At 47.1% G+C, this 14,472-nt stretch carries 12 protein-coding genes; 9 read left to right on the top strand and 3 right to left on the bottom strand.

Annotation, left to right across the window (positions count from 1 at the left end; translation table 11 throughout):
- Positions 1 to 35: 35 nt before the first annotated feature.
- Positions 36 to 2,144 (bottom strand): TonB-dependent siderophore receptor, encoded by a 2,109-nt coding sequence (locus ACUZ8J_RS18505; protein WP_446694581.1) that lies wholly within the window; start codon positions 2,142 to 2,144, stop codon positions 36 to 38.
- A 317-nt stretch (positions 2,145 to 2,461) separates the two neighbouring features.
- On the opposite strand from ACUZ8J_RS18505, the gene ACUZ8J_RS18500 reads away from it, so the two are divergent.
- The 6 genes from ACUZ8J_RS18500 to ACUZ8J_RS18475 all read left to right on the top strand — a co-directional run bounded on the left by ACUZ8J_RS18500 (position 2,462) and on the right by ACUZ8J_RS18475 (position 8,649).
- Positions 2,462 to 2,806, top strand: a complete 345-nt coding sequence (locus ACUZ8J_RS18500; protein ID WP_446694580.1) for a metalloregulator ArsR/SmtB family transcription factor — start codon at positions 2,462 to 2,464, stop codon at positions 2,804 to 2,806.
- A 35-nt stretch (positions 2,807 to 2,841) separates the two neighbouring features.
- Positions 2,842 to 3,861: an ACR3 family arsenite efflux transporter gene (arsB, locus tag ACUZ8J_RS18495; protein WP_446694579.1), complete on the top strand. Its 1,020-nt coding sequence runs from the start codon at positions 2,842 to 2,844 to the stop codon at positions 3,859 to 3,861.
- Positions 3,862 to 3,925: 64 nt separating this feature from the next.
- A complete protein-coding gene (locus tag ACUZ8J_RS18490) occupies positions 3,926 to 4,939 on the top strand; it encodes an ArsJ-associated glyceraldehyde-3-phosphate dehydrogenase (RefSeq protein ID WP_446694578.1) in 1,014 nt (337 codons plus the stop codon).
- Positions 4,940 to 4,948: 9 nt separating this feature from the next.
- A complete protein-coding gene (gene arsJ, locus ACUZ8J_RS18485) occupies positions 4,949 to 6,211 on the top strand; it encodes an organoarsenical effux MFS transporter ArsJ (RefSeq protein ID WP_446694577.1) in 1,263 nt (420 codons plus the stop codon).
- A gap of 7 nt (positions 6,212 to 6,218) precedes the next feature.
- Positions 6,219 to 7,088, top strand: coding sequence for a DUF2927 domain-containing protein (locus ACUZ8J_RS18480; RefSeq protein ID WP_446694576.1), 870 nt, complete (start codon positions 6,219 to 6,221; stop codon positions 7,086 to 7,088).
- A 118-nt stretch (positions 7,089 to 7,206) separates the two neighbouring features.
- Entirely contained in the window at positions 7,207 to 8,649 is a 1,443-nt protein-coding gene (locus ACUZ8J_RS18475; protein ID WP_446694575.1) for an MBL fold metallo-hydrolase RNA specificity domain-containing protein, read from the top strand.
- Positions 8,650 to 8,693: 44 nt separating this feature from the next.
- Here the strand turns inward: ACUZ8J_RS18475 and ACUZ8J_RS18470 are convergent, their stop codons facing one another.
- Positions 8,694 to 10,049 carry a flavohemoglobin expression-modulating QEGLA motif protein gene (locus ACUZ8J_RS18470; protein WP_069453686.1) on the bottom strand — a complete coding sequence of 452 codons (1,356 nt, stop codon included), beginning with the start codon at positions 10,047 to 10,049 and terminating at the stop codon, positions 8,694 to 8,696.
- A gap of 279 nt (positions 10,050 to 10,328) precedes the next feature.
- Between ACUZ8J_RS18470 and ACUZ8J_RS18465 the strand changes: the two genes are divergently transcribed.
- Positions 10,329 to 11,291, top strand: a complete 963-nt coding sequence (locus ACUZ8J_RS18465) for a PDC sensor domain-containing protein (RefSeq protein ID WP_446694574.1) — start codon at positions 10,329 to 10,331, stop codon at positions 11,289 to 11,291.
- A 104-nt stretch (positions 11,292 to 11,395) separates the two neighbouring features.
- Here ACUZ8J_RS18465 and ACUZ8J_RS18460 read toward each other — a convergent pair whose 3' ends face one another.
- Positions 11,396 to 11,572 (bottom strand): PA3496 family putative envelope integrity protein, encoded by a 177-nt coding sequence (locus ACUZ8J_RS18460; protein WP_011621344.1) that lies wholly within the window; start codon positions 11,570 to 11,572, stop codon positions 11,396 to 11,398.
- A gap of 314 nt (positions 11,573 to 11,886) precedes the next feature.
- Between ACUZ8J_RS18460 and ACUZ8J_RS18455 the strand changes: the two genes are divergently transcribed.
- Entirely contained in the window at positions 11,887 to 14,040 is a 2,154-nt protein-coding gene (locus tag ACUZ8J_RS18455) for a CHASE domain-containing sensor histidine kinase (protein ID WP_446694573.1), read from the top strand.
- Positions 14,037 to 14,471: a response regulator gene (locus tag ACUZ8J_RS18450; RefSeq protein WP_446694572.1), complete on the top strand. Its 435-nt coding sequence runs from the start codon at positions 14,037 to 14,039 to the stop codon at positions 14,469 to 14,471. Before ACUZ8J_RS18455 ends, ACUZ8J_RS18450 begins: the two co-directional genes overlap by 4 nt.
- Position 14,472 lies beyond the last annotated feature (1 nt).

The following is a 14,472-nucleotide window of genomic DNA, read 5'->3' as shown; positions in this document are numbered from 1 at the left end:
CTGGGGCTTTTTTATTGGAAACGGATTAGCAGTGCTTAGAAATTATAACGAACGCTGACTTTGTAGCTGCGTGGCTCGCCAGGCATAGTCCACATCGATGAATAAGAGCTTTGATAGTAAACTTCGTCGAATAGGTTAGTGATATTAAATTGCAGGCTAACATCTTGATTTAACGCGTAGGTGCTAAATAAATTCACTAAGGTATATGCCGGCAGTATGTAGTTTGGATCAATGGTTTCACCTAAGCGATCGCCCACATAAAGCACTGTCGCTCCCGCGGAGGCATCGGAACCAAACAATGAAGTATCATGTTTTAGCGTGAGATGACCATTGTGTTTTGGAATGTTGATTAAACGACTGCCTTCGGGAATGCTCACGCCCCAATCTGCGTTGAGAATATCGTTAGCTGTCTTGGCATCGGTATAGGCGTAGGATAGCAACAGCTGAGTATTGGCTGTTAGGTAGGCAGCCAAATCCAGCTCAATCCCTTGGCTATCTGCTTTACCTAGTGCCGCTGAAAAACCTGAATTCACAGGGTCTGCAGTTAGCACATTACTCTTTTCGGCGCGGAAGAGGGCGATAGAGCCTGTCAGATTTTCTAACTCAAACTTAGTACCTAGCTCATAGGATTTACTCTCTTCGGGTTCGAATGCGACACCGCGATAATCAGAACCTGTGTTAGGGCGAAAACCTTCAGAGTAACTGCCATAGAGGCTTAACCAAGGTTGCCATTCGTAAACTATACCAGCTCTTGGACTAAAGACATTTTGGGTTTGATTGGATTCTGTCTGATTTTTATGGTTTTCAATGCTTTGCTCGAAACTGTCAAAGCGGCCACCTAAGGTGAGTTTCCATTTTTCGCTGAGATCGAGTTGATCCTGAAGATAGATCCCATAGTTATCCTGAGTCTCTACTTGGTTGTAGAGCAGGGCGCCTTCGGGCGCAATTTGTCCATAGACTGGATTGTAAACATTGATGCTGTAAGTGGTATCGCCAGCTGCTGGGCGGAAGCGCTCCCAATATTTGTCAAAATGGAAGTGATAACCGTCTGCGCCAATGAGAAGGTGGTGGCTAATATCGCCAGTCTCGACTTTACCGCTTAACTCAATGCGGCCCGATAAGTCCGTTGAGGTGAAGTTACGGTAGTTATGTTGACGGCTTAGGGTTTCACCGTCGATGTTGAGCATTTGGCGACTTTTCACCAGCTCTGGATCGCTCGAGTAGCCTTCAAGTCCTGTGTCGCGGTAGCTAATACCTGATAATAAACTCCAGTTACCAAAGTCATGTTCTAAGGTAAATTGGTGGGCTAACAAATCTATTTGGGTTGCACCATCGCTGGCTTCACCTAGATATCTATCAATGGGTAAGGCTTTAATGTCGCCGTCAATAGCCACAATCCCGCGGTCGAAGGGGACTTTTTGGTTTGCATATTCCAGTTCATAGCTTAGGCGCGTAGTATCGCTGGCTACCCAAAGCAAAGAGGGGGTTAAAATCCGTTTTTCCGAATCAACGGGATTGCGAAAGCTCCCCTTATCTTCAATTGCACCATTAACCCTAAAGGCTAAATCGTCGGTAATGGCATTAGTATAATCCCCCTCAAGACGGTAATTATCCCAGCGACCAGCACTTGCTTGCAGATAGCCTTCTTGGAAGAATTTAGGTTTTTTGGTGATGATATTTATGGTGCCGCCAGGTTCTGCACGGCCATAAAGAGCAGATCCTGGACCTTTCATAATCTCGATACTTTCTACGTTCGCAGTATCACGGGTACCACCAAAACCACGTCCCGCATCATAACCATTAACTAGATAACCCGAGGGAACGTTTTCATCGCCCACAAAGCCGCGCACGGCGAAACTATCCCACATACCACCAAAATTATTTTGACGATTGACTGAGCTCGATAAATCCAGCGCATCCATCAGCGTCGATATACCTGCATCGCTAATTTGCTCCATCGACAGGCTTTCTACCGCCTGTGGCTGAGCTTTCAGTGGCACATCCCCTCGAAATGGTTGGCGAATACCTTTGACTTCGAGGTGTTCGATATTGGGCGTGGACTCTTCGGCATAAACTGTTTGAGTAAGCACACTTAAAATGGCGATTTGAATAAGGGATACACGAAAAATGCCTTTAGTAGACATATGGATTGGCTCCGGAGTTTGGCAATTATCTAATGTTTTTATGATTACAGAGCTTTGGTTTGATGATGTGGTAGAGGAGAGAAAACAACATATTGCACCATAACTTTTAGCTTAGTACGGATTTTAATGGCAACTATTATCATTTGCAATTGATGGTTTTTATATCCATTTTGCTGATGTGATCTTGTTCAAACAATATCCTTCTTAAATTTAAATAGGCTATAGACAGAATTTATTTTGATTATGATGATTATGTATATATGTTTTTTCATATATACTTTATTCCATATGTAACCTGATCATTTTGGGAACACTCGATGCAACCCGTGGCATTTTTTAAGGCTCTTGCCGATGAGACTCGGCTGAAATGTTTACTGCTAATCCAGCGGGAGGGGGAGCTGTGCGTTTGTGAATTAATGGCCGCGCTGTCGGAGATCCAACCTAAGATCTCCCGGCATTTAGCGCAGTTAAAAAAAGCAGGGATCTTAGTCGATAGGCGCCAAGGTCAATGGGTTTTTTATCAAATTAATCCTGAGCTTAATGCTTGGTGTCAGCAAGTATTAGCGCAAAGTTGTGAGGCTAATGGCCTGTTTTTAGCTGAAAGTATGCAGAATCTGTGCAGCATGGGGGCTCGTCCCGAACGTGCTAAAGCCTGCTGCTGAGTCGCAAACAATGCAATTTGTGAGTCGAGGTTGTTATGGGGATCTTTGAACGTTATTTAAGTGTCTGGGTTGGCTTGAGTATTCTTGCTGGAGTCACGCTTGGGAATCTGGCGCCAGAGGCATTTTCCGCTATCGCGGCTGTCGAGTTGGCCCATGTGAATTTGATTATTGCGTTATTCATCTGGGTGATGATCTATCCCATGATGGTGCAGATTGACTTTTCGGCGGTTAAACATGTCGGTAAAAATCCCAAGGGGTTGTTGCTGACACTCACTATTAACTGGCTTATTAAACCTTTTACCATGGCTTTACTCGGCTGGTTATTCTTTAAACTGGTGTTTGACGATTGGGTCGACCCGCAAACGGCGGGCGAATATATCGCGGGGATGATTCTCCTTGGCGTCGCCCCTTGTACCGCCATGGTATTTGTTTGGAGCCAACTGACGAAGGGTGATCCTAACTACACTTTAGTGCAAGTCTCTGTTAACGATATCATTATGGTGTTTTTGTTTGCGCCGCTCTGCGCGTTGTTGCTGGGGGTGAGTGATATTCAAGTGCCGTGGGAAACCCTGCTGCTTTCAGTGGTGTTGTATGTCTTATTGCCCTTAGTCGCAGGCGTGTTAACTCGAAAACGCCTAGAGGTAAGCCATGGTGCCAGCGCGGTGCCGCAGCTATTAGCTAAACTCAAACCTTGGTCTGTGATAGGGCTGCTGGCGACGGTTGTGCTGTTATTTGGTTTTCAGGCCAAGACCATAGTGACACAGCCACAAAATATTCTACTCATAGCTATTCCTTTGATTATTCAGACCTATGGCATCTTTATCTTGACCTACTGGCTGGCGTTAAAGCTCAAATTGACCCATGCGATTGCCGCGCCCGCGAGCATGATAGGTTCTTCTAACTTCTTTGAATTAGCCGTGGCTGTGGCGATTTCGCTCTTTGGTTTGCATTCGGGGGCGGCGCTGGCGACCGTGGTGGGCGTGTTGGTTGAAGTGCCAGTGATGTTGTCTTTAGTGTACTTTGCCAATCGCACTCGCCATTGGTTTACGACTTAATCTGTTTTCAAAATAATTATATTTTAAATCAACAAATTGTAAGTTAATTGGGTATTTATAAATCATGGCAATTAAAATCGGAATTAATGGATTTGGGCGCATGGGGCGTTTGGCTCTTCGTGCGGCGTGGGAATGGGATGATGTTGAGTTTGTGCAAATCAACGATCCCGCTGGGGATGCGGCTACCTTGGCCCATTTGCTTGAGTTCGATTCAGTTCACGGTCGCTGGTGCTATCCGGTAACGGCGAGTCACGATGGCATTCAAATTCAAGATAAAACCATTCGCACCACAGGCAATAAGACCATTGCCGAGACCGATTGGTCGGGATGCGATGTAGTGATTGAAGCCTCCGGGGTGATGAAAACCAAAGCCTTACTGCAAGCCTATTTAGATCAAGGCGTGAAGCGGGTGGTAGTGACGGCGCCAGTTAAAGAGGAAGGTGTGTTAAATGTGGTGATGGGCGTGAATCATCAACTATACGATCCGGCTATTCATCCGATTGTGACCGCGGCTTCCTGCACGACCAACTGTCTTGCGCCCGTGGTAAAAGTGATCCATGAGCAGATAGGCATCAAGCACGGTTCTATGACCACTATCCATGATATTACCAACACCCAAACGATTCTGGATGCGCCGCATAAGGATCTGCGCCGCGCCCGCGCCTGTGGGTTAAGTTTAATCCCCACTACCACGGGCAGTGCGACGGCAATTACCCATATATTCCCTGAGCTTAAGGGCAAGCTGAATGGCCATGCGGTACGGGTGCCGCTCGCCAACGCATCCCTTACCGATTGTGTATTTGAGCTTGAGCGCAGCGTGACTGAAGCGGAAGTGAATGCGTTGCTACAAAGCGCCGCCGAAGGTGAACTCAAGGGCATTTTAGGTTATGAGGAGCGGCCGTTAGTCTCGGTTGATTATAAAACCGATCCCCGTTCGAGTATTGTCGATGCGCTTTCGACCATGGTGGTGAATGGTACTCAGCTAAAACTCTACGTGTGGTACGACAATGAGTGGGGATACGCCAACCGTACGGCAGAACTCGCCCGTTTAGTCGGCCAGCTTGATTTGCCGCGTTAGGAGAGCACAGTGCCTGCTGCCAAGCTATTTGAACAACTGATGCAATTGCCCGCGGCTGTGCGGCAATATTTGTTGATCACCTTCAATTATTGGAGTTTTACCTTAACCGATGGTGCGCTGCGGATGTTGGTGGTGCTGCATTTTCACGATCTCGGTTATACGCCATTCGCGATTGCGATGTTGTTCTTGTTCTATGAGATTTTTGGCGTCGTGACCAATCTGGTGGGCGGTTATCTCGGCGCTCGCCTAGGGCTCAATCGCACCATGAATCTAGGCCTTGGCATGCAGGTGTTGGCATTAGGGATGTTATTGGTGCCAGCGGCCAGTTTACCGCTGTGGCTCGCGGGCGTGCCTTGGGTGATGGCGGCGCAGGCGCTTTCGGGCATTGCTAAAGATCTCAACAAAATGAGCGCCAAAAGCGCGATTAAATTGCTGGTTCCAAAGGGCGAACAGGGCAAGCTTTACCATTGGGTTGCCCTGTTAACCGGATCTAAAAATGCCCTCAAAGGAGCGGGCTTTTTCCTCGGTGGCGCCTTGTTAGCGGGATTAGGTTTCAATATGGCGATTGCCGCCATGATGGCCGTGCTTGCGCTGGTGTGGTTAATGAGTCTGACCTTGCTGAAAAAAGATCTGGGGAAAGCGAAGAACAAACCTAAGTTTACCGAGATTTTTTCTAAGAGCCGCAGCGTGAATATTCTCTCGGCGGCGCGCCTGTTTTTGTTTGCCGCAAGGGATGTGTGGTTTGTGGTGGCTTTGCCCGTGTATCTGGCGAGCCAATGGGGCTGGGATCATTGGGCCGTGGGCGGCTTTTTGGCGCTCTGGGTGATAGGCTACGGCATAGTGCAAACCTTAGCACCGAAGATTACCGGTGCGAGCAAAGCGGAAGCTGGCACTTTGCAGCGTATCCCCGATGGTTATACCGCCTTAGTTTGGTCGACCTTATTAGCTTTTATTCCCGCGTTAATTGCACTCAGTTTGTATCTGGATTTCTCACCACAGCTCAGTCTGATCTTGGGGCTGATGTTATTTGGCGGACTGTTTGCGATTAACTCTTCACTGCACAGCTATTTAATCGTCAGTTACGCCAGTGAAGAGGCGGTATCCCTCGATGTGGGATTCTATTATATGGCCAATGCCATGGGGCGTTTAGTCGGAACCGTGCTCTCGGGCTGGGTGTATCAGAGTTATGGGCTGGTGGCCTGCTTATGGATTTCGACGGCCTTTATTGCAATGACGGCACTGATCTCTATCAAGCTGCCTCGACAAGGATAGGAATAGGATGCTCTCGGGGTTAAAGCGTTTCACTAGGTCTGCTGTCATTGGCTTAATCGCCCTGTTTTTGCCATTCGTTATCGTGCCCGCGAAGGCCGCGAACGATTCGACACCAAGCGCTGCGATAACCTCCGATGCAACACCTAACCTGGTGCCAAAACCTATTCGAGATTGGAAAAATCACGCTTATATTATCCAAGCCTTCGATGAGATAGCCCTTAAAAATGAATACGATAAAGATAAACATCGGGTACGGAAATGGCGTCAGCCCGTGCGCGTCTTTGTCGAGCATCAAGTGGGCGATAATGGGTTGCATGCACAATTGGTGCAGATGCATTTAAGCCATCTGGCACAAATCACCGGCCACAGTATTGTCAAAGTGGATTCGCTCGAAGAGGCCAATTTACACTTAGTCTTTACCCGTCAATCCCAATGGGCCGATGTGGTGATGCGTCTTATGGGTGCAAGTGCGGCCAGTAATATTCATAGCTCTGTTTGTATGGGCAAATTTGCGCTTAATTCCCAGAATGAGATTGAGCGTGCTTGGGTGGTTATCCCCGTCGACCAAGCGCAAATGCATGGCAAATTGGTGGCCTGCGTGGTGGAAGAAATCACCCAAGTGCTGGGCCTACCCAATGATTCGGTGAAAGTATTTCCTTCCATTTTTAATGATAAAACACCGCAGGATTTACTCACTGGGCTGGATTATATTTTGCTGAAATTGCTCTACAGTGCGGATATTCGCGCAGGTATGACGGCCGCCGAAGTGCAACCCATATTGCAAAAACAACTCGAACAATGGCAGCGGGACGGCACGCTGACACAAGCCGATAAAGCGGTTCGTCAGGGCCAGTTGTACCCTCTGTTAGGTTATTGATCCCCAAGGTTTTACATCGAAAGTTGGCTTTGATCATGCTTTACCAATTATTCCTTTTTCTTTTAGGAATAAGGGCATAGTCTATCTTTAAAAGAGATAAACATGCTGGAGGCAGGCTATGCAGATGACATTGCAGTTTTTGGGCGCGACCGAGGAAGTGACTGGCTCGTGCCACTTACTCACAGTGGCAGGTAAGCAAATGCTGCTCGATTGCGGCCTCATCCAAGGTGGCAAGGCCGATGAGTTACGTAATCACGAACCTTTTAGCTTCGATCCCCTTGCGATTTCAGCCGTTGTCTTGAGTCATGCCCATATTGATCATTCGGGCCGCTTACCCCTGTTGGTTAAGGCGGGCTATACCGGGCCGATTTTTACCCATAAAGCGACGGCAGAGCTGTGTGCCATCATGCTGAAAGATGCCGCCATGTTGCAGGTGCGCGATACCGAAAGAACCAATAAAAAGCGCGCTAAGCATGAGTTGGAGCCTTTAGAGCCGCTATTTACTGTAGAAGATGCGGAGCAGGCCATTACTCAGTTTGTATCGCTTGAATATGGCCAAGTCACCCAAGTGATCCCCCATGTGGATATTTGTTTATCGGATGCGGGGCATATTTTAGGCTCGGCACTGGTAGAGCTTTGGTTGGGAGAAGGGAAAGCGCAGAAAAAACTGGTATTTAGTGGCGATCTTGGCCGTGCTGGCATGCCGATATTACGTAATCCCACCTTAGTCGACACCGCCGATTTAGTGTTAATGGAAAGCACCTACGGTAATCGTTTCCACCGAAGCTGGACTGATACTCTGGCCGAATTAAAGGCGATTTTTGCTAAGGCAGTCACCGAGAGCCGCGGTAATATTCTTTTGCCAGCCTTCTCTGTGGGGCGAGCGCAGGAGCTTTTATATCTATTTCATTTATATGCTAAAGATTGGGATTTATCTCGCTGGAAAGTCTGCCTCGATAGTCCAATGGCGATTGAGGCAACACGAGTATATGTTAATAACTATCCGTTAATGGATGATGATTTTAAGCGTTTTACTCGCCAGCACCCGGGGCAACATCCCTTATTATCGAATGTCGAATTTATTCAAACTACTGAAGAGTCTATCGCATTAAATGATGTGCATCAGGGCTTGATCATTATTGCGGGTAGCGGCATGTGTAATGGTGGCCGTATCCGTAGTCATTTGGAACATAATCTGTGGCGGCCAGAATGTGATGTGATTATCTGTGGTTTCCAAGCGCTTGGCACGCCTGGACGAGCCTTGGTCGATGGCGCTGAGGAGCTCACTATCCATGGTAATAGCGTCAAAGTTGCCGCCAAGTTACATACCGTCGGAGGCTTATCCGCCCATGCGGATCAGGCAGAGTTGCTACGTTGGTATCGGCACTTTGAAGATCAACCACCTTTAGTGCTAGTGCATGGCGAGGCCCAAGCACAACAGGGATTAGTGACTGTCATGAATCAAGATCCGAAAACTAAACCTAAGGCACTGGCTATTGCCACCCGTGGCGATAAGTTGGATTTGAATGCCTTACCCAAACTGATGTGGATAACAACTTAAGCGATAGGCCACAGCCCGAAGAGGGCTGTGGCAAAATGACTTGATTAGTCTGAGTTATTATCAAACTCTGTATCGTCGAATAACTCTAAGCTTGGATCGATACTAGGCACATCTTTAAATAGGCGAGTGAAGTGACGTTGCACCCCTTTCAGATCGATTCCTGCTAATCCTGAGGCGAAACCAAACCAAGCATACAAACCGCTAAAGTTGTCGAACATGGGCGGTAAATATTTTGGTGGCGTAATTATGCCTTCTTGGCAGGCTTGATAGAGAACGGGAATATCCTCAATGGCGAGTTTGCCTAAAAACAGCATAGGGATAAGTTCGGGTAAACCCGATGTGATGGCGCTGCGGATAAAGTTGATGTTCTCAACATAACCACGCACATAGGAAATATCTTTGGTAAAAAAGCTGCCGCCTTCGACCATACCGCCACGAAACACCCTTTGTGTGACTCGATAACTATCCTTAGCGCTAAGATTTAACTCTCTAAAATAGTTAAATACTTCAATAAAGTTGGCCCCATTTTCCGCCATATCTACCGCTGCGACACGGTCGCTAATACGGCGGGCACGGCCTGGGTTTGAGCTTAGGGTGAGCATTTCGAGTAAGACGGCAAGCCCTTCTTGGGTGGCTGCTACGCGGGGAGAGCCGACGCTGAGCCAAGTAGCATGGGGTTGAGCCCGACCATTCAGGGTGGTGCCCACATGCACCCAACCTTCATGAACTTCGTACACATTGAGATCTGACTCGCTGAACATGGCCTTACTATTGAGTTTGACCGTATCGCCCCCCACTGCGGCGTCAGACACAATCCCGTCACTCAAACGCACCCGCATGTCATCGCTATGGAAGTATTTTTCCAATCGCTGGCTCAGCACATTCACGGCTTCGGGGGCACTGATGATTTTAGGGTGATGCTTATTCATATGCCGCGCAGCGGGCAATGAGAAGATATAACTGAGTTTATCGCCCAATTGACGCAGAGTGTGGCGATCGCCATGTAATCTGTGGCTGGCGCTGCCGTAGAGTTCTTGGCTAAGCTGACCAAAGACAGGGGTCCCTCGATGACCCAGCATATCGACCACCAGACGATACTGGTCTACGTTAGCGACTAATATCTTGCCCAGCTTGTCTTTTTTGCCTAAACGTCGATGAATGTCTTGTTTGAGCGAAAGTAATTCAGCCTGTGTTTTTACGGGATCGAAGGGCAGAGCAATTTTTTGATAAAAATCCTGTGTAATTGCTGGCAGAACCGTGCCTTTACTAGAAAGAAAACGCTCCTCCATTTCCCGCGGCCATTTGATGGCATCTAAAATCTTGATCGGGGTTTGAATGCGGATCAGCTCATCGGAAAAGCGACGTAAATCTTCTTGGTACTGGGCTAATGACTCTGACATTCCCGAAATCCTGTTGCTACTTAGGCGCTAAAATTAGTTCAATCATAGCGGTAAAGTCGTTGTTTTTATAGGTTTCTTACCCAGAACAATTAAATATTGTCGATTAAATACCTTGAACACTATCGATTTAATGAATCATTTTGGTGCAACGCGGCTTATTTTAGCGCGAGACAGCGCTAACTTAATCTCATAACCCACTGTTAAACATTAACTTATTTAGCTGGCATCAAAGCTGCTTTGGGTATTTGAGCAATGGGATAACGTCGATGGGAGAGAGTTATGGCTGCAATGAGCTATTTGAGTGTGATTGAGCGTTATCACGAATACGAGGCCACAGTGCATGAGCTGATGGAGTCCATTTTAACGGGGATTGCCGATGCGGACTTATTTCACCAACCTAAAGTCGATATCAAGGCCATGAAAGGCATTGCAGGCAGTTACCCCTTTGTCGAGTTGATGTATTTGCTCGATACCCAAGGAGTGCAGATTAGCCAAAATATCACAGTGGTCGATCAGCAGATCAAGTTAGTGCCCCTTGGGGGGAATCGCGATCGCAGTCAGCGGCCCTATTTTACTAATCGGGATGAGTCCGATGGCGTCAATATCACTCGCCCTTATTTATCCAATGCCAGCGGGAACTTATGTTTATCAGCCTCCTTAGCGATTGTGCAGCAGGAGCAAAAGCTGGGTTATCTGGTCGTCGATGTGGATTTGACGCGGATGATTGAGTTTATGATGGGCGACAGTGCTCGTCGGCGAGTAACGCCAGCCTTTAAAGCCGTGTATGGCTTGATAGTCGCAGGGCTTTTTGTGCTGGTGATGGTGCTACTTTGGACGGCGCTTAGGGATATTTATGGGTTATTTGTGGTGGATCATGTCGGGCAAGATCCATTGCAACCCTTTGGGATCATTATCTTTATGACTTTAGCGTTAGCGATCTTTGACCTTGGAAAAACCATTCTCGAGGAAGAAGTGTTAATGCATAAAGATATTTTTCGTCACAGCTCCACCCGCCGAACCATCACTCGCTTTGTTTCAACGATTTTGATCGCCATTTCGATTGAGGCGTTATTGACCATGTTTAAGGCGTCACTGGGCGAGAAACAATATATCGAGCCAGCGATTTGTATGATGTTGGCCGTGGTAGGGTTATTAGTCGGTTTAGGGGCTTATGTGTATCTCGGGGCAAAAGCAGAATGGCTGCTGATTAAAACTCAGGCTTATAAGAGTGGCAAAAAGTAGCATCAAAAGAATAGTAAATTGTACACCCAGCCCCTAGGAGCTGGGTGAGGCTTTTAGAAAAACGTCGGGTTTGAGTCACCTAACGCCTTAAGGGAACGGGCAGCTTAGAAAAAGTCGTCATCTCCTAATGCACGTCTTAACTCGGCGCGTTCGAGGTAATCTTCTAAGCGCTTCTTAATTTCGCGCTTATGTTGCATTGCCTCGGCTGCTTTGCTGTTTCTAGGGGTGGTCATTGCCTCAATTTCAGTATCGTTGGGCACGACTTCAGTAATATGAGCCATAACGAATTCCTCATGTTGTTCCTAACGCCTTTCTATCTAAAAAGAGTGTGGCAGAAAAGCAAAAAATTTTGCGAGTCAACGTAAAATTTTCTTCCCGTGGTGCCGAAACGCGACGTCGTAGGCTTGTCATATTATCGCGCTATTTTGGGTTATTTCAGTGAGTGCTGAATTTTGTGATTAAGCGCATAACTCATTATTTTTATTTTCTAAGTTAATTCCTACTTAAATGGTCGGATTGACTTGAATTTGCCTAAAACACCAACAACACTTGGAGAAGTCATTATCATCAATTTGGTGCTAGGGATTTAGCGTGTATGGACATGGATAGTTTCCCCGATTCTTTCAGCCCCTCAAAAAATGTTTATGCCAGCGTAATCAGTTCCAGTTGGTTGATGTTACTCGCCGCCGTTTTTTTTATGGGGATATCCTGGTATGTCCTCGAAGAATATTTACGAGACCGGGGTGAAGAGCGTTTTAACAATAATGTTCAAGATCTTATTGCTGCCGTCAGCAGTCGTATGACCGCCTATGAGCAAGTATTACGTGGCGGAGTTGGATTATTTCTGGCCTCTGATGGGGTGACGCGCCATGAATGGCAACTCTATGTTTCTAATGCGCGCTTATCCGAGTATTACCCAGGGATTCAAGGTTTAGGCTTCGCGCAGCTCTTAACTCCAGCCAATTTAGATTCCTTTACGCAAGAGGTGCAACAGGAAGGTTTCAGCGATTATCGAGTCACTCCCGCTGGTGAGCGAGAGTTCTACTGCGCCATCAAATACCTAGAGCCATTTGACTGGCGCAACCAACGGGCATTTGGTTTTGACATGTGCTCAGAGCCTACCCGCAAAACGGCCATCTTACATGCTATTGCCACAGGGCTTCCCACCGCATCGGGTAAGGTCACCTTAGTGCAAGAAACCCCGGATGATGCTCAGGCTGGCATTTTAATGTATGTCCCTTTATACCGTGGTCAGCCGATGACAGAGGAAGAGCGTAAGCAACAGGCTATCGGCGTGGTGTACGCCCCATTTCGTATGAATGATCTGATGCAAGGCATTATGGGGAAACGCTTTTCGGGATTAAAACTGGCGATTTACGATGGTATGGAGGCCAACAACCAGAGCCTGATGTTTAGCAGTCATAAAGCCTTGCCCTCTACAAATGATGTGTTTTATCAATCCCAATTAGAAACCATGGAGGGTCAAGTTTGGCGTTTAGAGGTGTCCTCCGAGTCACGCTTTATCTCAAGTGCGGAACAAACCCAAAGTGTGTGGCTACAGGTCATTGGGAGTGCGTTTATCTTAGCCTTGTTTTACTCAGTGCTGACGATGGCGCGAAATCGTTATCAAGAGTCGCGATTAACGGCAGAGTTAATTGCCAACGAAAAACGTTTCCGCCTCGTGATTGAAGCTTCACCCAGCGCGCTTTTTATGGTGGATAGAAGTGGCGTCATTACCTTAGTGAACACCCATGCCGAACGCCTATTTGGATATGCACGGGATGAGTTACTCGGTCGTTCAATCAATATGTTACTGCCCGAAGGGTTGAGGGAAATACATCAACAGCATATGGGCGCTTATCTTGCCCAACCGATTGCGAAAAATATGTCGCTGCGGGATGACTTGTTCGGCTGCTGTAAGGATGGGACGCGGCTGGCGATTGAAGTTGGGCTAACACCAATTCACTTCAGTAATGGCGTGTCGATATTGGCGACAATAAACAATGTGTCGGAGCGTAAGCGGATAGAAGCGCAGCGCATTGAACATACTAAGGAGCTTGAGCGTATCAATAAGGAACTTGACCAGTTTGCCTACATTGCCTCCCATGATTTGAAGTCACCACTGCGTGGCATAGAGCAATTAACTAACTGGCTCAGTGAAGATCTGTCCGAGAACACTGACGAAAATGTTCAAAAATATTTAGGTTTAATCCAAAGCCGTATTCAGCGGATGGTGTTGCTACTCGACGGATTACTGATGTTTTCGCGTATTGGTCGAGTCGATACCGAGATTGTTGAAGTCGACACTCGGCTGCTGGTGGAAGATATGTTTGCCTTAGTGGCCCCGCCACAGGGGTTCAGTTTAGTGCTTGAAGGGAATTTCCCAACGCTTAAGACAGTGAAAACCTTGTTAGAACTGGTGATCCGCAACTTAATCAGCAACGCGATTAAACACCATGATAAAGGTGAAGGTGTCATCAAAGTGATATGTGAAACCTCGGATCATCATTATTGGTTTAGCGTGATTGATGATGGTCCTGGGATTGCCAGCAGTTTCCATGGAAAGGTATTTCAAATGTTCCAGACCCTTAGACCAAGAGATGAAGTTGAAGGCAGTGGTTTAGGCCTGTCATTAGTTAAAAAGACAGTAGAAAGTCTTGGCGGAAAAATTCAACTAGAATCAGAAGGGCGAGGATGTTGTTTCCGGTTTAGCTGGCCAATGCACATAATCAACAAGGAGGGGATATGAGCAATAGTCATGACTATAAACAAGTCACCATTTTATTAGTGGATGACGACGATGTGGATTATATGGCGGTGCAGAGGGCGATGAAGCAGCTTCGCTTACTGAATCCACTTGTTCGGGCGAGGGATGGGCTCGAAGCGCTCTCTATTCTGACTCATTCGGATGCCATTAAAGGATCCTATTTAATTCTGCTCGATCTCAATATGCCCCGCATGAATGGGTTCGAATTTCTCGAACATATTCGCTCCAATCCGGTGTTGTCCTCCTCTGTGGTTTTTATGCTCACGACCTCGAGCGCTGATGAAGACAGAATGAGGGCGTACAGTCACCACGTTGCAGGCTACATGGTGAAAACGGATATTAAAGACGGTTTTAATAACATTTTTAATATGTTGGAAGGCTACTGGCGCATCGTGGAGCTTCCAAGCGTATAGG

The sequence above is a fragment of the Shewanella sp. Koi 1 genome (assembly GCF_052907445.1).
The sequence above is the reverse complement of the archived record's forward strand: the minus strand, read 5'-3'. Positions and strand labels throughout refer to the sequence as shown.

Excerpts from the sequence above, each read along its gene's own strand:
- ACUZ8J_RS18450 (WP_446694572.1), top strand. The coding sequence starts at position 14,037 with ATGAGCAATAGTCATGACTATAAACAAGTCACCATTTTATTAGTGGAT.
- ACUZ8J_RS18505 (WP_446694581.1), bottom strand. The coding sequence starts at position 2,144 with ATGTCTACTAAAGGCATTTTTCGTGTATCCCTTATTCAAATCGCCATT.
- ACUZ8J_RS18490 (WP_446694578.1), top strand. The coding sequence starts at position 3,926 with ATGGCAATTAAAATCGGAATTAATGGATTTGGGCGCATGGGGCGTTTG.
- ACUZ8J_RS18480 (WP_446694576.1), top strand. The coding sequence starts at position 6,219 with ATGCTCTCGGGGTTAAAGCGTTTCACTAGGTCTGCTGTCATTGGCTTA.
- ACUZ8J_RS18470 (WP_069453686.1), bottom strand. The coding sequence starts at position 10,049 with ATGTCAGAGTCATTAGCCCAGTACCAAGAAGATTTACGTCGCTTTTCC.
- ACUZ8J_RS18475 (WP_446694575.1), top strand. The coding sequence starts at position 7,207 with ATGCAGATGACATTGCAGTTTTTGGGCGCGACCGAGGAAGTGACTGGC.
- ACUZ8J_RS18500 (WP_446694580.1), top strand. The coding sequence starts at position 2,462 with ATGCAACCCGTGGCATTTTTTAAGGCTCTTGCCGATGAGACTCGGCTG.
- ACUZ8J_RS18465 (WP_446694574.1), top strand. The coding sequence starts at position 10,329 with ATGGCTGCAATGAGCTATTTGAGTGTGATTGAGCGTTATCACGAATAC.
- ACUZ8J_RS18460 (WP_011621344.1), bottom strand. The coding sequence starts at position 11,572 with ATGGCTCATATTACTGAAGTCGTGCCCAACGATACTGAAATTGAGGCA.
- ACUZ8J_RS18455 (WP_446694573.1), top strand. The coding sequence starts at position 11,887 with ATGGACATGGATAGTTTCCCCGATTCTTTCAGCCCCTCAAAAAATGTT.
- arsB (WP_446694579.1), top strand. The coding sequence starts at position 2,842 with ATGGGGATCTTTGAACGTTATTTAAGTGTCTGGGTTGGCTTGAGTATT.